The organism is Knoellia koreensis (assembly GCF_013041615.1).
Lineage (GTDB): Bacteria > Actinomycetota > Actinomycetes > Actinomycetales > Dermatophilaceae > Pedococcus > Pedococcus koreensis.
Window position 1 is genome coordinate 102,002 of the sequence record NZ_JABEPQ010000005.1, and the last position, 19,088, is coordinate 121,089.

Genomic DNA, 19,088 nt, shown 5'->3' on the forward strand with positions numbered 1-19,088 from the left:
CGCCTAGCTGCCCGGCTGGGACTCCGGCCGCGTGCCGAGACCGCCTCGTGGGGGTTCGTCCAGGAGGGTCGGAACGTACTCGAGCAGCTGGAGCCTCTTGTCGAAGGTCCGGCTCTCGACCAGCTCCAGCGCAACGTCGGGGTATCCGTCGAAGATGCGCTCCTGCCCGGTGCGGCCGGTGATGAAGGGGAATACGACCACCCGGAAGCGGTCGACGAGGTCAGCCGCAAGCAGGGTCCGAGCCACTGACAGACTGCCGAGCGTGCGCATCGGGGCACCACTGCCGCCCTTGCGCTGTCGCACCTAGTCCACCGGATCCGATTGCACCAGAAGGGTGTTCGCCCACGAGAGCGGCTCTTCGAGGGTCTTCGAGAAGACAACCTTGGGCATGGACGTCAGCTGCGCCATACCCGGGTCGCCGGGCATCTGCGCCGCCATGCCGGACATGAGTCGATAGGTCTTAGCGCCCATGAGGGTTGTGTGCTGATCGGCGTCCTCCGCCAGCCACTCCAGGTACTCGGCGGATTCCACGCCCCACAGCCCCGGCCAACCATCGGCGGCGGCATACCCGTCGAGGGAGATGATGAAGTCGACCATGACGCTCTGCATGGGGCACTCCTTCCACGTGGGATACCTCGAGACTCTCGGGTATGCCGCGTGGCCGGCAAGGCGGCTGGGCAGCAGCGGCCGGGTTGCTGGGGCCGGTGGCCCCTTTGCTGGGGCTCGTCAGGCCTGAGGGCCGGCCCGACGCGCGCGCGGCACGGCGGCCACGAGCCGCTTGGTGTACTCGTGCTGCGGGTCGGCGAAGACCTCGCGCGGGTCACCGCTCTCGACCACGCGCCCGTGCTGCATGACGTGCACCTCGTGGGCAACCAGCCGCACCACCGCGAGGTCGTGGCTGATGAAGAGGTAGGCCAGGTCGAGCTCGCGCTGCAGCGTCACCATCAGCTCGAGGATCTGTTGCTGCACAAGGACATCCAGCGCGCTCACCGCCTCGTCGAGGACGACGAGGTCGGGCTCGAGGGCGAGCGCGCGGGCGATGGCCACGCGCTGCCGCTGGCCCCCGGAGAGCTCGTGCGGCAGTCGGTCGGCGAGGTCTGTGGAGAGCGCCACCTTGGCGAGGAGCCCTTCGACGGTATGCCGCCTGGTCGCCTCGTCGCCGATGCCGTGCACCCGCAGTGGCTCGGCGATGGAGCGGCCCACGGTGTAGCGCGGGTCCAGTGAGGCGTAGGGATTCTGGAACACCGGCTGCACCGACCTCCGGAACCCTTGGAGCGAGCGACCCCGACGACGACTGACGTCCGTGCCCTCGAAGGACACGGACCCCGAGTCCGCGTCCTCGAGCCGCAGCGCCATCCGAGCCGTCGTCGACTTGCCCGAGCCGGACTCGCCGACGATCGCGACGGTGCGCCCGCGGCATACCTCGATCGACACGTCGTCGACGGCGACGAGAGGCTCCCGTCGACCCCGCACGTGGTAGCGCTTGGTCACGCCTCCGAGCGACAACAGCACAGCAGTCGACTTCCGATCGCGCTGCGCGGCAACGGGTTCGGCGCTCACCATCGGCGTCGCGAGGCTTGGCGCGGCGGCCAGCAACCGCTTGGTGTAGTCCTCCTGCGGTGCATCGATCACCCGCCGCGACGGCCCCTCCTCCACGACCCGGCCGCTGTGCATGACGACGATCCGGTCGGCCCGCTCGGCGGCCAGGGCCAGGTCATGGGTGATGAGCAGCACCGCCGACCCCAGCTCGTCGGCCAGCGCGGCCATCTGGTCGAGCACCAGCCGCTGCACGGTGACGTCGAGGGCCGAGGTCGGCTCGTCGGCGATGAGCAGCTCCGGCCGGCAGGCCAGGGCCATGGCGATCAGCACGCGCTGCCGCATGCCACCGGAGAACTCGTGCGGGTACTGCCGGAAGCGGCTGTCCGCATCGGCGATGCCGGCGGCGGCGAGCAGCTCGACGGCGCGCGTGCGGGCCGCCTGACCCGATGCCAGTCCGTGCACCTCGAGCGCCTCGGCGATCTGCGCGCCGACCGTCATCGTGGGGTTTAGGCCCGTCATCGGATCCTGCGGCACCATGCCGATCCGGCTGCCGCGCACCGCGATCATGGCGCGCTCGGGCAGGTCGGTCAGCTCTGTGCCGTCGAGCCGCACCGAGCCGGCGGTGATGGTGCCGTTCGACGCGAGCAGCCGGTTGACCGACGCCGCCAGCGTCGACTTGCCGGAGCCCGACTCCCCCACGACCGCAACGGTTTCGCCACGCCTCACGTCGATGGAGACACCGTGCAACGCCTCGACCGGGCCGCGGGACGTCTCGAACGTCACCGCCAGGTCGCGCACCTCGAGGAGGCTCTTCTCGCCCTCGCTCACTCCTACCCCTCCTCGATGGCTCGCGCGACACCGGCCAGTGCCACGCGGATGATCTCGTCGACCGGCACAGGAGTGGTCGTGCCGTGCAGCCTGGTCGCCGCGACGGCCACGACGAGGTCGCGGTCGAGCGCGCTGGCCAGCACCGTCCCCGTGAACCCCGGGTGCATCGCCATCGGCACGTCCTCACCACCGACCCGCCACGTCGCGAGCCGGAACCCCAGCGCGCGATCGGGCGCGACGTCGAGCGGCCTCGTGAAGTGGTCGAGCACGTCACCGTGGACACGGCGGTCGGTCAGCCAGGCCCCGAGCCGCAACAGGTCGGGCACCGACGCGAAGAGCCCCGCGTGACCGGCGACTCCCCCGAGCGCGTGCGTGGCGTTGCCGTCGTTGGCGACACCAACGGTCGGCTCGGTGCGCCAGCCGCCGAAGTCGTCGACGGTGAACGGCGTCTCATAGGGCTCCCCCGTGCGCACCATCTCGCGCTCGATGGCGTCACCGTCGGAGCTCGCCGCGGCGCGGCTCTCGTCCACCGGCCCGTATGCCGCGGAGTCCAGTCCCAGCGGACGTGCCACCAGGCGGGTGAAGAGTTCGTCCTGCCGTTGTCCCACAACGGATTCCAGCACTCCACCTAGTGTGATCATGCCGAGGTCGGAGTACGACCACACCGTCCCCGGCTCGGCGACGAGGTCAACAGTTGCGGCACGCTTGAGCGCATCGGCGCGCTCGGTGGTGGCGCAATACAAGGGCGACCAGGGCGGCATACCCGAGGTGTGCGCGAGCAGGTGGCGCGACGTCACTTCGTCGCCGCGCACCGGTGCGTCGAGGTCGAGGTCACCAGCGGCCACCAGCCGCATGGCCACCGCCGTCGTCGACGCGATCTTGGTGACCGACGCGACGTCCAGCAGGGCGCTATCGGTCATCGGCCGACCCGGTGACTGCTCACCCGGCAGCAGGGCCCACCCGGCGGCGGCCACCGACGACTCGCCGCCCACCCGTACGCCGACCACGGCACCGGCGGGATGGCTGCCCGGATCACCCAGCCCGACAAGGGTTTCGGCGACGGGCGCGAGGTGGAGGTTCACCGCGGGGCCCCGTCAACCATGACGATGCTGGTGGGTGGGTCGGCTTGGCCGAGAGGCAGAAGACCGGACGGTGACGGCGAGAGTCGACCCAGCACGCGCGGACCGGAAGCACCCGTGCAGCTCGGCACGTTGCCCGGCAGGCCGTGCAGGGTGCACCACCCGATGAGGGCGAAGGCGATGGCCTCCTTGCAGTCCGGGTCAAGGCCGACGTCAGCGGTCGTCCCCACCTCCACGGCCCCGTCGGTCGCGTCGTCCAAGGCGTCCTGGATTGATTGCAGGAGAACGGGATTGCGCACGCCCCCGCCCGAGGCCAGCACCCGCGAGACTCCCGACGACAGGACCGCGTCGGCCACCGTTTGCGCCGTCAGCTCGGCCAGGGTGGCGACGAGGTCCGGCAGGGACGCACGCCCGCCCCAGCGGATGATGGCGTCACGCACGTACTCGAGGTGAAACAGCTCCTTGCCCGTGCTCTTCGGCGGGTCCTGCCGGTAGTAGGGCTCGGCCAGCAGGACGTCGAGCAGGCCCGGCACGACGGAACCGGCGGCACCGAGCGCCCCACCCTCGTCGAACGTCGCCTGGGTCGAGGGGTCGGCCGCCACGACGGCGTCGACGAGCGCGTTGGCCGGGCCGATGTCGAAGGCGTAGGGATCCGCACCCGGTCGGCAGACCGTGAGGTTGGCGATGCCGCCGAGGTTGAGCGCCGCCACCGGGCCGGGTGAGGCGGATACGAGCGGCGCGAGCACCAGCTGGTCGAGCAGGCACACGAGGGGCGCCCCCTGCCCACCCGCGGCGAGGTCGGCGGCGCGCACGTCCGACACCACCGGCAGCCCGGTGCGCTCGACGATCCACGCGGGCTGCCCCAGCTGGAGCGTCCCGAGCGCGCGCCCCTCGTCCACCCAGTGGTAGACGGTCTGGCCGTGTGAGCAGATCGCGTCGACGGGTCCGCCCCCGCGTGCCCGGTGCGCCGCGAGAGCAGCCGCCGCCGCATCGGCGAACGCCTGACCGATCAGCGTGTCCAATCGGGTCACGTCCCCCAAAGAGACGGCGGCGGGCGGCAGCGCCGCCACGAGCTCGGAACGCAACGACGCGGCATACCCGGTCGAACCCACGTGCTCGACGGTCACGGCGAGCTCGCCGCCGCGCGACGTGAAGTCGCAGATGGCGACGTCGATACCGTCGTGGGAGGTGCCGGAGATCATGCCGAGGACCCTCATCGCCGGCCCCCAGAACGCGGGTCGAGCGTCGAACGCAGGGCGTCACCCAGCAGGTTGAGGCCGACCACGAAGACGACGATGGCCAGGCCAGGGAAGGCCAGCATCCACGGGGCGACAGCCGAGATCGTCTGCGCGTCGTACACCATGCCGCCCAGCGAGGCCGCCGGCGGTGGGGTGCCGAACCCCAGGAAGCTCAGCGCCGCCTCGGTGAGGATCGACCACGACAGCGAGAGCGTGACCTGGACCAGCAGGATGCCCCACATGTTCGGCACCACGTGGGCGAAGAGCGTGGAAAGCCGCGGCCGCCCGATCGCCGTCGACGCCGTCACATAGTCGACGTGGCGCAGCCGCAGGACCGGCGCGCGGGCGACGCGCGCGAAGATCGGCAGGTAAACGGTCGCAATCGCGATGCTCACCGTGACCCAGCTGCGGTCGAGGGTGGCCGCGAGCGCCAGCGCCAGGAGCAGCGACGGGAAGGCGAACAGCACGTTGGTCAGCACTCCCACGACCCGGTCGACCCAGCCGCCGTAGTAGCCGGCCAGGACGCCGATGAGGATGCCGAGCACTCCAGAGATCCCCACCGACACCACGGCGATCCGCAGCGAGTTCGCCAGCCCCGAGCACACCCGCGAGAACACGTCGCGGCCGAACTGGTCGGTGCCGAACCAGTGCTGGCCCGACGGCCCCACCAGCGACTGAGTGACGTCCTGCTTGGCCGGGTCGTACGGCGTGAGCCCGAAGATGCCCATGACCGCGAGCACCAGCACGACCGCACCGAGCAGCAGGCCCACCACACCGGCCGGCCGCAGCAGCGCAGCGCGCAGCGCACCGCCCCGCGGAGCCCGCGCCGGCACCCCGACCGCGGTCGTCGTGGCGCTCACTGCGCCCTCGCCTGCGGGTCGACGAGCCGGTACACCACATCAGTGAGCAGGTTGACGAGGACGAAGAGCACGGCGATGACCAGGACGGTGCTCTGCACGACGGCATACTCCTTCTGCGTCATGCCCAGCAGCACCTGCCGGCCGATCCCCGGGATCGAGAAGATCTGCTCGATCACCACCGCCCCACCCAGGAGAAAGCCGAACTGCAGCCCGCTGATCGTCACGACCGGGATGAGCGCGTTGCGCAGCACGTGCCTGGCCTGGAGCCGCCGAGGTGGCACGCCCTTGGCCCGGGCGGTGCGGATGTAGTCCTCGTCGCGGATCGCCAGCACGGACGCCCGTGTCGTCTGGAAGACCGGTGCGGCGATGCTCACCCCCAGCGTCAGGGCCGGCAGTGCCATCTGTTGCAGGTTGAGCGCCGGGTCCCGGAGCAGCGTCGCGAACTCCTCGCCGTTGGGGTTGTAGCCGAACCGGTTGGCCAGCCAGCTCGACAGCGCGGTCGCCACGAGGAAGGTCGGCACCGACAGCGCAAGCAGGCTGAGCAGCTGGGATCCGTTGTCGCGCAACGCTCCTGCACGCGACGCGGCCAACAGACCACCCGGCACCCCGAGCAGCAGAGCGACCACGATCGACAGGACCGCGAGCTCCATCGTGATCGGCAGCGCCCGCAGAGTCATGTCCAGCACGTCCTGCTGGCTCTGCGTCGCGACCCCGAGGTTCCCGGTCAGCACACCACCCAGCCATGAGAAGTACTGCGCCACCAACGGCCGGTCGATGCCGTAGTACGCCCGCAGCGACGCCAGCTGGTCAGGCGACAGCGCACCCGCCTCGATGCCGTAGCTCGCCGTGATCTGGTCGCCCGGCAGTACTCGCAACACCGCAAACGTCAGCACCGAGACGCCGACCAGCGTCAGCGCGGCCTCGAGCACGCGGCGCACAAAAGTGTTGCGCCACAAGGAAAGGAGAGCCGTCACTTGGCCGGCGCGGCCTTCCAGAGCGTGCCCAGGTCGGCGCCGGTGCGAGCCTTGAAACCGCTGGTGCCGGTGCTCGTCGCCACGAAGAGCTTGCCGGTGTAGGTCCAGATCCACACCGCGTTGTCCTCGAGCTCCTTGCTCACCTGCGTGTAGATGACCTTGCGCGCGTTCTCGTCACGCGTCGCGATGCCGTCGGCGAACAGCTTGTCCAGCGCGTCCGACCGGTACCCCGCGACCTTGTTGAACGACCCCTTCGACGTGAAGTACCTGGCGTACATCGTGTTCGGGTCGGTGCTGCCCCCGTTGAGCGCGATCGCCGAGTCGAAGTCGCCCTTCAGCCACCGCTGCACGTAGCCGTCGCTGTCGAGCGTCTCGAGCTTGACGTCGATCCCGGCCTCCTTCAGCTGGGCCTGGATGTTCTGCGCCTCGTTGACCGCAGTCGAGTAGAGGCCCTGGGAGGTGATGAGGTTGATCGAGACGCCGCCGGACTTGCCTGCCTTCGCGAGGTAGTCCTTGGCCTTCGCGACATCGCGCGTGGGGCACGGCCGTGCGTCAGGGTTCGACTTGTATGCCGGGGACGTGATCGGGCCGGTGACCTCACCTGCGCCGAGGGCGGCGGTGTCGAGCACCTGCTTGCGGTCGATGGCGCACTGGATGGCCAACCGCACGTTGACGTCCTTGAGCGCCGGTGCGTCCGCCCGGAGCTGGAGCACGTGGTAGCTCAGCTGGTCGACCGGAGTGACTTTCACCTTGCCGCTGGTCGCGGTCTTCGCCGTGACCGGGTTGTCGAAGATCGCCATGTCGACCGCACCTGACTGCAGCGCCGACACCATGGCCTTCTCGTCACCCAGGATCCGGAACTGCAGCGACTGGTACCCCGGCCGCCCCTGGTAGTAGTCGGGGTTCACCTTCAGGGTGATCGACTGGTTCGGCGTGCGGGTGTCCCACACGTAGGGGCCGGACCCGACCGGCGTCGTCGTGAGGCTCTCGACCGGCACGTCGGACGGCACGATCGAGGTGTTGACGTTGGCCAGCGCCGTGGTGAACGACGCGTCCGGCGACTTGAGCTTGACGACGACCGTCTTCGGGTCGGGTGCATCGACCGAGGCCACCGAGGCGAAGTACGAGGCCGACGTCGCCTTGGTCTCGGGGTTCATGATCGTGTCGAAGGTGTACTTCACGTCGGTGGAGTCCAGCGCCGAGCCGTTGGCGAACTTCACGCCGTCCTTGAGCTTGAAGGTGTACGTCAGCCCGTCCTCGGAGACCTCCGGCAGGTCGGCGAGCCCGGCGACGGTCTCGAGGTTGTCCCCCGAGTTGAGCAGCGTCGAGTAGACCTGGCTCAGCACCTGGATCGACTGGGTCGACGTCGACAGCCACGGGATCGTCTGGGTCGGGTCGGCCGTGATGCCGAAGACCAGCCGGTCCTTGCCCTCACCACCACCGGACCCCGAGCCGCCGGACCCTCCCGAGCACCCGGCGAGGGCCAACGCCCCCACGACGGCAGTGGCGAGGACGGCGCGGGTGGGACCGGCCGGCATACGACGGACCATGAGGACTCCTCCGGGGGCGAAGCGGGTGACGAGAGACCACGGCGCGGGGCGCCGACCGTCACTCTGTCACTTTGTTTCGCCCGAAGGCTATGCCTCGTAAAGAAGTTCCCGCATCGTGACGCGCGGGAGCGCGCCAAGGGCGCTAAGGGCGCCTAGCGCGACGAAGGCGCCGCGCGCACCAAAAGCGCGCCGGGTGAGACCGGGTCTCAGGCGGAGGGGGTGTCCAGCTCGTCGTAGGAGCCCGCGACGCTCGACAGGTACTGCCCCGTCCGCGCACCCAGCGCGAGCCGGCGACGCACCTCGGCCATGAGCTCCTCGCTCGAGGCCAGCATCAGCGTCTCGGTGGGGTTGAGCGGGGTGAGCACGCTGAGGCCCGAGCCCTGCGCGGCCTGCAGGACGATCTCACGCACCGGCAGGCCGAGCGCCCCGGCGATCGCGAGCATGACGTGCGGCTCCGGCCACTCCGGCAGCACGGGCGCCTCGAGGATCGCCTCGAGCGTCCACTCGTCGATCCCCGTGCGCTCGCGCAGGGTGGCACGGGTCCAGCCGAGCAGCCGCAGCTGCTCGCCGACGAAGATGCCGAGGCTGTTGGTCACGAGGGCTCCTGGTGTCACGTGCGTAACGTACGTAGCGATGGAACCGCGTTCCTACCAGCCCGTGCACTCCACTTTGCCAAGGCTTGAACGTTGCCTCGACCGTTCGGCCCACGCCCGCCTCACCCTTACCGCCGGGCCCGGACCCGGGGGCAGCCCGAGGCGGTGCGCGCCAGAGCGCGTCGCGGAAGCAGCGCGAGGCATCGAGACCTGCTCGGTATGCCGCGTGGCCGGCGCCCGCGGCGGGTCACCGTGCGCCGCGCCCCATGTCCCCTGGAGACGCGACGGCGATGACCTACAGGACGTTCGAGAGAAGCGCCCGGACCTCGGCCTCGCGGTAGCGGCGGTGACCGCCGAGCGTGCGGATGGAGTTGAGCTTGCCCGCCTTTGCCCAGCGCGTGACGGTCTTCGGGTCGACTCGGAAGAGCGACGCGACCTCGGCCGGCGTCAGCAGCTTCTCGACCTCGGTGGGACGAGTAACCATGTGCAAATCTCCTACTGATGGGGACGTGTTTCCATAATCGGACAACGGCGCCCCAAGGGGAACAATGCGAACGGGTCATCCCGTATGGCCCGAAGTGACTAGTCACCCGGCCCGGTCGTGGCCGTCCTACTCTTGGCTCGGGCGCGCGATCCGCGCCCACCGTCCGCCCCACCGAGCCAAGGAGTCACCACCGTGACCGCTCCCGCGCCCGCCGGTCATGCCGGCCCCAGCCCCGCCACCTCGACGGCCACCCACGAGCAGGTGGTCTTCTGCAACGACCCGGCCACCGGTCTGCGCGCCATCATCGGCATCTACAACACCAAGCTCGGTCCGGCGCTCGGCGGCACCCGGTTCTACCCCTACGAGAGCGACGAGGCAGCCCTGGCGGACGTGCTGCGGCTCTCGCGCGGCATGGCGTACAAGAACGCCGTCGCCGGTCTCGCCCTCGGCGGTGGCAAGGCGGTCATCATCGGCGACCCGAACACGGACAAGACGCCCGAGCTGCTGCGCGCCTACGGCCGGTTCGTCGAGAGCCTGAACGGCCGCTACGTCACCGCCTGCGACGTGGGCACCTACGTCCCCGACATGGACGTGGTCGCCGAGACCACCCGGTTCGCCACCGGCCGCTCCCCCGAGAAGGGCGGCGCCGGCGACTCGTCCGTCCTCACGGCATACGGCGTCTTCCAGGGGCAGCGGGCCTGCGCCCAGCACGTCTGGGGCGAGCCCACGCTCAAGGGGCGCACGGTCGGCATCTCCGGCGTCGGCAAGGTCGGCCGCATCCTCACCGGTCACCTGCTCGAGGACGGCGCCCGTGTCGTCGTCACCGACGTCAACCAGCAGGCGGTCGCGGCGCTCAAGGCGGCCCACCCGGAGATCGAGGTCGTCGACGACACGGCCACGCTCGTCGCCTCCGACATCGACGTCTACGCACCGTGCGCGCTCGGCGGTGCGCTCGACGACGCCACCGTCGCGGCCCTCAAGGCCACCATCGTCTGCGGTGGTGCCAACAACCAGCTGGTCACCGAGGGCGAGGGCGGGACCGCCGACCAGCTCGCGGCGCGCGGCATCACCTACGCCCCCGACTTCCTCGTCAACGCCGGTGGCGTGATCCAGGTGAGCGACGAGCTCCACGGCTTCGACATGGAGCGGGCCACCAAGGGCGCCACGGCGATCTTCGACCACACCCTCGAGGTGCTCGAGACGGCGCAGGCACGGGGCATCACCCCGGCCGCCGCGGCCGACCACATCGCCGAGGAGCGGATGGACGCCGCCGGGCGCGACGGCATCTGGCTGCCCGCCCAGTGAGACGCGAGTCTCGCTCACAGAATTTGCGGGACTCATGTAGCGTTGGACCCACGACACATACACATTTCCCGGGACCGCTCCGTGGAGCCGAGTTGCCAGCACGGTGACTCGACCAGGCGATGCCGTCCCGGCAGACGCATGAGGGGGTCACGCCATGGGGCGCGGCCGGGCCAAGGCCAAGCAGACCAAGGTCGCTCGGGAGCTGAAGTACTTCTCCCCGAACACCGACTTGAGCGCGCTTGAGCGAGAACTGCACGGATCCTCGTACACCGAGCCGGAGCGAGCCTCCGACGACGGTGACGGCGAGGATGAGTACGACGACTACGGGAAGTGGGCCTCGGGTCAGCGATGACCGCCAGGCACTGACCGCAGTCACCCTCATGCACGGGCCAGGTGCCCGTGTCGCACGACGCACGCACGCGGCATACCGCGATGGTGGTATGCCGCGTGCGCGCCGTGTGCGCTGACGTCGCCTCGTCCGCCGACGCGCCCACCTCCGCGGCGCCGTGCTCGCGCGGGTCTACGCTCGCGCCATGACCACACAGACGCGTGCCGAGACCCAGCGGCTCGGGGTGGAGACCACCGGCATCGAGATCATCGAGGAGTCGGCCCGCACGGCCAAGCCCTCGGACCTGTTCTGGCCGTGGTTCGCGGCCAACATCTCGGTCTTTGGCATCAGCTATGCGGCGTTCGCGCTGCAGTTCGGCATCTCCTTCTGGCAGGGCGTGCTGGTGTCGGTCGTCGGCATCACCGTGTCGTTCCTGCTGTGCGGGATCATCGCGATCGCCGGCAAGCGCGGCTCGGCGCCGACGATGGTGCTCTCGCGCGCGGCGTTCGGGGTGAGCGGGCAGAAGGTGCCCGGCGTGATCTCGTGGCTGACCTCGATCGGCTGGGAGACGTTCCTCGCGATCACCGCGACCCTCGCGACGGCGACGATCTTCCGCGAGCTCGGGTGGGGCGGCGGCACCGGCACCAAGATCGTCGCGGCCCTGGTGACGGCGGCACTGATCGTCGTGGCGTCGGTGGCTGGCTACCACGTCATCATGCGGCTGCAGTCGTGGCTGACCTGGATCACCGGCGTCGTCACCGTGCTCTACATCGCGATGACCTTCTCGCACGTCAAGTGGTCCGCCGTGACGGCGCTGCCGTCGGGGTCGACGCAGCAGGTCATCGGCGCGCTGGTGCTGGTGATGACCGGGTTCGGGCTCGGCTGGATCAACATCGCCGCCGACTGGTCGCGCTACCAGCGCCGGGACGCATCGGGCGCCTCGATCGTCTGGTGGAACACCATCGGCGGCGCCATCGCGCCGGTCATCCTCGTGCTCTACGGGCTGCTGCTCGCCGGGTCGGACAAGAAGCTCATGGACGGCATCTCCGCCGACCCGGTCGGCACCCTCGCCACCATCCTGCCGACCTGGGTGCTGGTGCCGTTCCTCATCGCCGCGATCCTCGCGCTGGTCAGCGGCGCGGTCCTCGGCATCTACTCCTCCGGCCTCACGCTGCTGTCGCTGGGCGTGCGGATCCCGCGGCCCAGCGCGGCCTTCATCGACGGCGTGATCCTCACCATCGGGACGATCTGGGTGGTGTTCTTCGCACAGGACTTCCTCGGGCCGTTCCAGTCCTTCCTCATCACCCTCGGCGTCCCCCTCGCCGCGTGGGCCGGCATCATGATCGGCGACATCTGGCTGCGCCGGCGGGACTACGACGAGGAGGCGCTGTTCGACGTCCGCGGGCGCTACGGGTCGTGGGACTGGGTGTCGATCGGCCTGATGGTGCTCGCCTCGGTCGTCGGCTGGGGCCTGGTCATCAACCTGTTCGCCGACGCGGCGTCGTGGAACAACTGGCAGGGCTACCTGCTCGGGCCGCTCGGCCTGGGCGGCAAGGACGGCAGCTGGGCCTACGCCAACCTCGGCGTCCTGCTGGCCCTGGTGATCGGGCTCGTCGGCACCCTCGTGCTGCGCCGGGGCACGGTGCGGCGCCAGGAGGAGGCCGCGTGAGCGACGGCGCCGGCGGCGGCCCCTGGCTGCTCGCGATCGACCTCCAGCGCGTGTTCGGCGACCCCACGAGTGAGTGGACCGCCCCTCGGTATGCCGCGGCGGCGGCCAACGCCGTGCGCCTCGCCGAGCGCTTCGGTGACCGCAGTGTGTTCACGCGGTTCGTGGCGCCAGCGGAGCCGACCGGGGCGTGGGTCGCCTATTACGAGGGCTACCCGTGGGCGCTGCAGCCGTCGGACGCGCCGCTCTACGAGCTGACCGACGAGGTGGCCGCGGTGGCGACGGAGGCAGCAACCGTGGAGGCGCCGACCTTCGGCAAGTGGGTGCCTCAGCTGCGGGCCGTGGTCGGGGAGCAGCCGTCGCTGGTCGTCGCCGGGGTCGCCACCGACTGCTGCGTCATCTCGACCGTGCTGGCCGCCGCGGACGCGGGCGCGTCGATCCGGGTCGTGACCGACGCCTGCGCCGGCTCCAGCGACGACAACCACCGCAAGGCGCTCGACGTCATGTCCCTCTACGGCCCGCTGGTCACCCTGACCACGACCGAGGAGGTCCTCGCCGGCCCCTGACCCACCACCGCGCCTCCCGCAAACCGGGGGTTGCTGACCTGAAACGGGTGTTCCTGAGCCCCGTTTTGCGCACGCAACCCCCGTTTTGCCGGGGTGGCCGGAGGTGACGGGAGGGTCAGAAGCCGCCGCCGCCCCACGGCTGCTGGGACATGGTGTGGCTGTGTGCGAGCGCCCAAGCCGCTCCCGCGGGGTCGCTGGCGTTGCCGGGCTCGCCGCCGTGGTCCACGCCCGCGTCGGTGGGGGTGGCGTCCTCGCCGTCCCACGCGGCATACCCGCCGAACAGGCCGAACGCAGCCTCGGAGGCGACCACGGCACCGGCGAGGGCGACCAGCGTGGTCGGGTCGCAGGCGCGTCGGAAGTCGCCGGGTGAGCGCTTCTCGCCGCGGACGAGCAGGCGGCTGACCGCGGGGAGGTCGTCCGGAGCCAGACGCTGGCCGGCGACGAGACCACGCTGCACGGCATCGAGGACCGCCGCGCGCCGGTCAGGGGTGAGAGCGGCGAGGGCTTCCTCGTGGGCTGCCACAAGGGCGTCCAGAGGTGCGGTGGCGAGGAGGTAGCGGTACTGGCGGACCCCTTGGTCCTCGGTCGCCTCGACGCCCGACGACCCCGGCTGCTGAGTGCTCATGGGGCAGGCTAGCGCCGTTGGCCCCCCGCTGGTCACTGGTTCGGGGAGCCTGGTGGTGGCTGGTTCGGCAGCGGGGATGCCTCCGCACCATCGGCCTGGTGCAGCATCAGCACCAGCCGCGAGAGGCGTTCGAGCGCGACGTCGTCGAGCCCGACGAGGAAGACCCCGGGGTTGGCGGCCTCGCCGACCACCAGCAGCCGCGCGAGCTCCGGCACCTCATCGAGGGTCAGGCGTGAGCCGACGGGCAGCAGGTGCTGCGCCGAGCGAAGGATCGACAGCCGCGTCAGCGGGTCAACAGCCAGCAGCGCCCGCCGGTGCAGCTCGACGAGCAGCTGGGGCGGCAGGGTGCGGAGCAGCTCGCGGTACTCGCGCACCTGCGAGGCCGGGGCCGGCACGGCCGGCTCCGGGTGCTCGTCGGTTGGGTGGCCTGGCAGCCAGTCGCGAATCCCCACAAATCCACCCTGCGCCGACTGGCGGGCCGGGCACATCAGTACTTGCACCTAGGTCATCGGCACGATGGGCACGCGTCATTGGCGGGAAGCGGAGGTGCTCGCGAGCGGCGTCGGCTCGGCATCCCGGTGCGGGGCGGGCGTCTGCGCGTCCGGCTGAGCGTCCGGGTGCGCCTCGGCGGTCGCCTGCGGCTGGAGCGACAGCACGGCCCCGGCCAACCGGTCCAGCGCGCCCTCCGTCAGCCCCGCGAGGACCACACCCGGGTCCTGCTTCTCCCCCGCCACGAGCATCCGGGCCAGCGGCGCCACCTCGTCCACGGTGAGGCCGGACCCGGTGAGCAGCCTCGACTGCGCAGTGCGCAGGATCGAGGCCCGGGTGAGCGGGTCGAGCAGGGCGAGCGCGCGCTCGTGGGCGAGCTCGAGCTGCGTCGCCGGTGCCTGCAGGAGCAGCACGCGGTAGTCGCGGACCTGGGGCGATTCGGCGGTGGGTGCCGCGTCCTGCTCGCTGGGGCGGTGCCGCCTGAAGCCAAGTGCCATGGACCAAGGGTGGGACCGGCCGCGCGCCGCAGGATCGCCCGAACGTCGTTGTCGCGGTGCGTCATCGGCATGAGCCGGCCATGGTCACACCGGGCCAGTCACTGGGCCAGTCACCCAGCCAGTCACTGGGCTGGTCACCGGCCCGCCACCGCGTCGGTCAGCGACGCCCGCCGAAGGAGTCGGGGCTGCTGGGGCCCCCGTTCATGTCCAGGTAGCTCACGTGCACGTCCACCGCCACGTGCCACGGCTCGGCATACGGCGACTCGTCCACGCCCACGTCGACCTCGGGCTCCGAGCCGTCCCACGCGGCATACCCGCCGAACCGTCCGAACGACGCCTCGGCGACGATGACCGACTCGGCGAGCTGCACGAGCACCGGGAGCGGGCAGGCGGCGAGGAAGTCGCCCGGCCGGCGCCGCTCGCCGAGCGCAAGGAGGTGGGCCATCGCGCGCACGGCGTCCGGGTCGAGCCGCAGCCCGGCGACAAGGCCATGCTGGATCGCGCGCAGGATGATCGAGCGACGCGAGCGCGCCATCCCCGACAACGCCTCGACGTGCGCCTCCTCGAGGGCGTCGAGAGGCATGGTGCGCAACAGAAAACGGTACTGGCGCACCGACTGGTCCTCGACGACGTCGCCGACCTGCTCGGCCACCCGACGACGCTAGCGCCGGGTGCTCAGCCGGGGTAGTCCCCCACGAGCTGGACCGCACCGCCCTCGACACCCTTGGCGCCGCGGACAACCTCGTGGGCGTCGTCGACGGGTGCATCCTCGGCCGCGTGGACCTCGCCCATCACCCAGGCAGGTATGCCGCGTGCCTCCAGCTCGCGGGTGGCGGCGTCGGCCTGGTCGGCCGGCAGCATGGCGACGAACCCGACGCCCATGTTGAGGGTGCGCTCGAGGTCGCCGCGGGGCACCTGGCCGAGGCTGCCGATGGTCGAGAACACCGCGGGCGGGGTCCACGTGGAGCGGTCGAGCCGGGCGAAGACGGTGGGTGGGAGGACACGCGCGAGGTTGGCGACGAGGCCGCCGCCGGTGACGTGCGAGAGGGCGTGGACGTCGATGCCGTCGGTGCGGATGAGGTCGAGCAGGTCGGCGGAGTAGACACGCGTCGGGGTGAGCAGCTCCTCGCCGAGGGTCTGGCCGAACTCCTCGACGTGCCGGTCGAGCTCCCAGCCGGCGGACTGGATCACCTTGCGCACCAACGAATATCCGTTGCTGTGTATGCCGCTCGACGCCAGTGCCAGCACGACGTCACCGGGACGGACGCGGTCGGGGCCGAGCACGTCGGCATACTCGACGACACCGGTGGCGGCGCCGGCGACGTCGTACTCGTCCGGCTCGAGGAGGCCGGGGTGCTCGGCCGTCTCGCCGCCGACGAGGGCCACTCGGGCTTGCTCGCAGGCGCGTGCGATGCCGCCGACGATGGCGGCGATGCGCTCGGGCACGACCTTGCCCGTGGCGATGTAGTCGGTCATGAACAGCGGCTCAGCCCCGCACACGACGATGTCGTCGACGACCATGCCGACGAGGTCGAACCCGATCGTGTCGTGCTTGTCGAGGGCCTGGGCGATGGCGACCTTGGTGCCGACGCCGTCGGTGGAGGTCGCGAGGACCGGACGGGTCATCCGCGCGATCGCGCTGGCGTCGAACATGCCGGCGAAGCCGCCGAGCCCGCCGAGGACCTCGGGACGCGTCGCCCGCCGGACGCTGGCCTTCATCAGCTCGACCGCCTTGTCACCGGCTTCGACGTCGACTCCGGCGGCGGCATACGTGATGGGGCCCTCGGTCACGCGCCCAGCCTAGTGCTGCCCATCCGGGTACCGGATTCGAGGTAAAAACGCCGTGGATCACCGGCGCGTTTACCTCGAATCAGCGGCTGAAACGGGCGTGAGCCCGGCAGACCTGGTCCATGAACCGCAGTGGGTGGAGCCGCAGACCCATGAGGGTCATGCGCAGGACCCGGTCTCCGCTGATGACGAGGTCGTTCTGTCGAAACTGGTCGTCGGTCGCGGCCATGCCCCACTGATGCTGGGACCCGTCGATCTCGATGACCAGCCCGATCTCGTCCCAGTACACGTCGAGGTAGACCTTGCCGCCCGGCAGTCGACGGACGTGCTGGCGCGAAGGTTCGGGCAGGCTGCGGGCCCGGCACAGGGCGGCGAAGTCGAGTTCACCCAGGCTCTGCGCTCCGTCGTGGATGTCGCGAGCGATCAGGCGCAGGAATGCGCGACGGTTGCGCCCTCGGATCGCCCGCACCGTCCTGACCAGTTCGGCACCGGTGGTGAGCCGTTGTTGCACGGGCATGACCATCAGCAGGGCGGCCTGGCGCTCACTCACCGCCCAGTGCGCGGCCCGGACCGCCGCCACAGCGGGGCGGGTGCGCCGCAGCCCGGCCGCCAGCACCTCCCCCTCGATGCGCCGGATCACCTTGTGGATCACGACGCCACTCGGCGCGATGACCTTCGCCGTGTGCGGTACTGACAGGTGGACCTGGTCGTCCACGAAGCCGCTCATCCCGGCGGCCTGCAGCGCGGTCACCCCGTCGAGGGCCGCGACCTTCGTCCCCACCTCCCACAGCGCCCGCCATCGGGCGGCCTCGACCCCCAGGTGCCACGTGTGCAACGCCACGGTCTGGGCGCCGTGCACCGCCCACTGGTTGCCGGCCACCTGTCGAGCGACGGCATCCCGATCCCATCCGTGGCTGCGCAGCTCGGCCCGCGAGAGCACACCGTCATGGGCGTGGTCGCGCAGCTCGGCCAGCGCGAGTCGGGACATCCGGCGAGCCTGCCGGAAACGTGGCACACACCGTCGGCGTCATCCACAGCCCCCGCGGTTCGAGGTAAAAACGCCGGTGATTCCCGGCGTTTTTACCTCGAATCGCGGGGCAGGCCGGGGGCAGGAGTCAGGGACGGGTGAGGGCGTCGGCCGCGCCGCCGCTGACCCCCAGGCTCACCCCGTCGACATCGACGTCGATCGGCAGGGTCTCCAGGATGTTCTTGCCCAGCCGCGACTCGTCGGGCAGCTCGACGGGATAGACCCCGCTGAAGCACGCCGTGCACAGCCGGTCGCGCGGCTGCTCGGTGGCGGCGACCATGCCCTCCTCGCTGATGTAGCCGAGGGAGTCGGCACCGATCGAGGTGCAGACCTCGTCGACCCCGATGCCGGTGGCAATGAGCTCGGCCCGGGTCGCGAAGTCGATGCCGTAGAAGCAGGGCCACCGCACCGGCGGCGAGGAGATCCGCACGTGCACCTCGGCGGCGCCGGCCTCGCGCAGCATCCGCACGAGCGCCCGCTGGGTGTTGCCACGCACGATCGAGTCGTCGACCACGACCAGGCGCTTGCCCTTGATGACCTCGCGCAGCGGGTTGAGCTTGAGCCGGATGCCGAGCTGGCGGATGGTCTGCGACGGCGCGATGAAGGTGCGCCCGACGTAGGAGTTCTTGACCAGGCCCTGGCCGTAGGGGATGCCGGACTCCTGCGCGTAGCCGATCGCGGCCGGCGTGCCCGACTCAGGCGTCGGCATGACGAGGTCGGCTTCGACCGGGTGCTCTCGCGCGAGCGCGCGACCCATCTCGACGCGCGCCTCGTGGACGACCCGGCCGTTGATGGTGGTGTCGGGGCGGGCGAGGTAGACGTACTCGAACACGCAGCCCTTGGGCGTCGCCTCCGCGAACCGCTGCGAGCGCAGGCCGTCCTCGTCGATGGCGATCAGCTCACCGGGTTCGACCTCACGGATCATCGAGGCGCCGACGATGTCGAGCGCGGCAGTCTCGGACGCGACCACCCAGCCGCGCTCGAGCCGGCCCAGGACAAGGGGACGTATGCCGTGTGGGTCGCGGGCGGCATACAGCGTCGTCTCGTCCATGAAGACGAAGCAGAACGCGCCCTGCAGGCGGGGCAGGACGTCGAGGGCGGCGGCCTCGAGCGACCGGTCGGGGTCGGCCGCGAGCAGCGCCGTGACGAGTGCGGTGTCGGTGGTGTTGCCGCGGCCCAGCTCACCGCGCTGGCTGCCGCGCCAGGTGCCGTCGGTCGCCGTGGCCGCGTCGACGAGGTCGCGCAGCTCGGCGGAGTTGGTCAGGTTTCCGTTGTGCGCCAACGCAACCGTGGAGCGGTCGTGGCCACCGAGCGTGGGCTGGGCGTTCTCCCACGTGGACCCGCCGGTCGTCGAGTAGCGGCAGTGCCCGACGGCGACGTGCCCGCGCAGCGACGCCAGGGAGCGCTCGTCGAAGACCTGCGACACAAGCCCCATGTCCTTGTAGACGAGGATCGAGCGGCCGTCGGACGTGGCGATGCCGGCCGACTCCTGCCCGCGGTGCTGCAGGGCGTAGAGGCCGTAGTACGTGAGCTTGGCGACCTCCTCGCCTGGGGCCCAGACGCCGAAGACCCCGCAGGCGTCCTGCGGGCCCTTCTCGCCGGGGAGGAGGTCGTGGGTGAGCCGTCCGTCGCCGCGTGCCACGTGACTCATT

Annotated in this window: 19 protein-coding genes and 1 pseudogene; 4 read left to right on the forward strand and 16 right to left on the reverse strand. The window is 70.8% G+C overall.

Annotated elements, in window-relative coordinates:
- Positions 1-3 precede the first annotated feature (3 nt).
- The 9 genes and pseudogenes from HJG52_RS17890 to HJG52_RS17930 all read right to left on the reverse strand — a co-directional run bounded on the left by HJG52_RS17890 (position 4) and on the right by HJG52_RS17930 (position 9,145).
- A pseudogene (locus HJG52_RS17890) lies at positions 4-609 on the reverse strand (dihydrofolate reductase family protein).
- Positions 610-726: 117 nt separating this feature from the next.
- Positions 727-2,367 (reverse strand): dipeptide ABC transporter ATP-binding protein, encoded by a 1,641-nt coding sequence (locus HJG52_RS17895; RefSeq protein WP_171244991.1) that lies wholly within the window; start codon positions 2,365-2,367, stop codon positions 727-729.
- Positions 2,368-2,369: 2 nt separating this feature from the next.
- Positions 2,370-3,449 carry a serine hydrolase gene (locus HJG52_RS17900; protein ID WP_171244992.1) on the reverse strand — a complete coding sequence of 360 codons (1,080 nt, stop codon included), beginning with the start codon at positions 3,447-3,449 and terminating at the stop codon, positions 2,370-2,372.
- Positions 3,446-4,648, reverse strand: coding sequence for an anhydro-N-acetylmuramic acid kinase (locus tag HJG52_RS17905; RefSeq protein WP_240978192.1), 1,203 nt, complete (start codon positions 4,646-4,648; stop codon positions 3,446-3,448). Before HJG52_RS17905 ends, HJG52_RS17900 begins: the two co-directional genes overlap by 4 nt.
- Positions 4,649-4,659: 11 nt before the next feature.
- Positions 4,660-5,544 (reverse strand): ABC transporter permease subunit, encoded by an 885-nt coding sequence (locus HJG52_RS17910; protein WP_206071086.1) that lies wholly within the window; start codon positions 5,542-5,544, stop codon positions 4,660-4,662.
- Positions 5,541-6,473 carry an ABC transporter permease gene (locus HJG52_RS17915; protein ID WP_346767828.1) on the reverse strand — a complete coding sequence of 311 codons (933 nt, stop codon included), beginning with the start codon at positions 6,471-6,473 and terminating at the stop codon, positions 5,541-5,543. Before HJG52_RS17915 ends, HJG52_RS17910 begins: the two co-directional genes overlap by 4 nt.
- A gap of 41 nt (positions 6,474-6,514) precedes the next feature.
- Complete coding sequence (locus HJG52_RS17920; protein ID WP_171244995.1) at positions 6,515-8,056, reverse strand: ABC transporter substrate-binding protein; 1,542 nt, start codon at positions 8,054-8,056, stop codon at positions 6,515-6,517.
- A 218-nt stretch (positions 8,057-8,274) separates the two neighbouring features.
- On the reverse strand, positions 8,275-8,664 hold the full coding sequence (locus HJG52_RS17925) for a hypothetical protein (RefSeq protein ID WP_171244996.1): 390 nt from the start codon (positions 8,662-8,664) through the stop codon (positions 8,275-8,277).
- 292 nt (positions 8,665-8,956) lie between these two features.
- Entirely contained in the window at positions 8,957-9,145 is a 189-nt protein-coding gene (locus HJG52_RS17930; RefSeq protein ID WP_171244997.1) for a BldC family transcriptional regulator, read from the reverse strand.
- Between the two features lie 192 nt (positions 9,146-9,337).
- Between HJG52_RS17930 and HJG52_RS17935 the strand changes: the two genes are divergently transcribed.
- From HJG52_RS17935 to HJG52_RS17950, 4 genes are all read left to right on the forward strand, one after another.
- Positions 9,338-10,450, forward strand: a complete 1,113-nt coding sequence (locus tag HJG52_RS17935; RefSeq protein ID WP_171244998.1) for a Glu/Leu/Phe/Val dehydrogenase — start codon at positions 9,338-9,340, stop codon at positions 10,448-10,450.
- A 154-nt stretch (positions 10,451-10,604) separates the two neighbouring features.
- Positions 10,605-10,802 carry a DUF3073 domain-containing protein gene (locus HJG52_RS17940; RefSeq protein WP_171244999.1) on the forward strand — a complete coding sequence of 66 codons (198 nt, stop codon included), beginning with the start codon at positions 10,605-10,607 and terminating at the stop codon, positions 10,800-10,802.
- Between the two features lie 181 nt (positions 10,803-10,983).
- Entirely contained in the window at positions 10,984-12,447 is a 1,464-nt protein-coding gene (locus HJG52_RS17945) for a purine-cytosine permease family protein (protein WP_171245000.1), read from the forward strand.
- A complete protein-coding gene (locus HJG52_RS17950; protein WP_171245001.1) occupies positions 12,444-13,010 on the forward strand; it encodes an isochorismatase family protein in 567 nt (188 codons plus the stop codon). The genes HJG52_RS17945 and HJG52_RS17950 overlap by 4 nt, the downstream gene beginning before the upstream one ends.
- Before the next feature lie 115 nt (positions 13,011-13,125).
- On the opposite strand, the gene HJG52_RS17955 is transcribed toward HJG52_RS17950, so the two are convergent.
- From HJG52_RS17955 to purF, 7 genes are all read right to left on the reverse strand, one after another.
- Positions 13,126-13,635, reverse strand: coding sequence for a hypothetical protein (locus HJG52_RS17955; RefSeq protein WP_171245002.1), 510 nt, complete (start codon positions 13,633-13,635; stop codon positions 13,126-13,128).
- 32 nt (positions 13,636-13,667) lie between these two features.
- Positions 13,668-14,087, reverse strand: a complete 420-nt coding sequence (locus HJG52_RS17960) for a hypothetical protein (RefSeq protein WP_171245003.1) — start codon at positions 14,085-14,087, stop codon at positions 13,668-13,670.
- A gap of 75 nt (positions 14,088-14,162) precedes the next feature.
- Positions 14,163-14,621 (reverse strand): hypothetical protein, encoded by a 459-nt coding sequence (locus HJG52_RS17965; RefSeq protein WP_171245004.1) that lies wholly within the window; start codon positions 14,619-14,621, stop codon positions 14,163-14,165.
- 157 nt (positions 14,622-14,778) lie between these two features.
- Positions 14,779-15,273: a hypothetical protein gene (locus tag HJG52_RS17970; RefSeq protein ID WP_171245005.1), complete on the reverse strand. Its 495-nt coding sequence runs from the start codon at positions 15,271-15,273 to the stop codon at positions 14,779-14,781.
- Positions 15,274-15,296: 23 nt separating this feature from the next.
- The gene (purM, locus tag HJG52_RS17975) at positions 15,297-16,412 is read right to left on the reverse strand and encodes a phosphoribosylformylglycinamidine cyclo-ligase (RefSeq protein ID WP_171245006.1); all 1,116 of its coding nucleotides are present in this window, start codon (positions 16,410-16,412) and stop codon (positions 15,297-15,299) included.
- 79 nt (positions 16,413-16,491) lie between these two features.
- Positions 16,492-17,397 carry a PDDEXK family nuclease gene (locus HJG52_RS17980; protein ID WP_171245007.1) on the reverse strand — a complete coding sequence of 302 codons (906 nt, stop codon included), beginning with the start codon at positions 17,395-17,397 and terminating at the stop codon, positions 16,492-16,494.
- A gap of 127 nt (positions 17,398-17,524) precedes the next feature.
- The gene (gene purF / locus HJG52_RS17985) at positions 17,525-19,078 is read right to left on the reverse strand and encodes an amidophosphoribosyltransferase (RefSeq protein WP_171245008.1); all 1,554 of its coding nucleotides are present in this window, start codon (positions 19,076-19,078) and stop codon (positions 17,525-17,527) included.
- Between the last annotated feature and the right edge of the window lie 10 nt (positions 19,079-19,088).

Excerpts from the sequence above, each read along its gene's own strand:
- HJG52_RS17980 (WP_171245007.1), bottom strand. The coding sequence starts at position 17,397 with ATGTCCCGACTCGCGCTGGCCGAGCTGCGCGACCACGCCCATGACGGT.
- HJG52_RS17955 (WP_171245002.1), bottom strand. The coding sequence starts at position 13,635 with ATGAGCACTCAGCAGCCGGGGTCGTCGGGCGTCGAGGCGACCGAGGAC.
- HJG52_RS17920 (WP_171244995.1), bottom strand. The coding sequence starts at position 8,056 with ATGCCGGCCGGTCCCACCCGCGCCGTCCTCGCCACTGCCGTCGTGGGG.
- HJG52_RS17905 (WP_240978192.1), bottom strand. The coding sequence starts at position 4,648 with ATGATCTCCGGCACCTCCCACGACGGTATCGACGTCGCCATCTGCGAC.
- HJG52_RS17930 (WP_171244997.1), bottom strand. The coding sequence starts at position 9,145 with ATGGTTACTCGTCCCACCGAGGTCGAGAAGCTGCTGACGCCGGCCGAG.
- HJG52_RS17945 (WP_171245000.1), top strand. The coding sequence starts at position 10,984 with ATGACCACACAGACGCGTGCCGAGACCCAGCGGCTCGGGGTGGAGACC.
- HJG52_RS17965 (WP_171245004.1), bottom strand. The coding sequence starts at position 14,621 with ATGGCACTTGGCTTCAGGCGGCACCGCCCCAGCGAGCAGGACGCGGCA.
- HJG52_RS17940 (WP_171244999.1), top strand. The coding sequence starts at position 10,605 with ATGGGGCGCGGCCGGGCCAAGGCCAAGCAGACCAAGGTCGCTCGGGAG.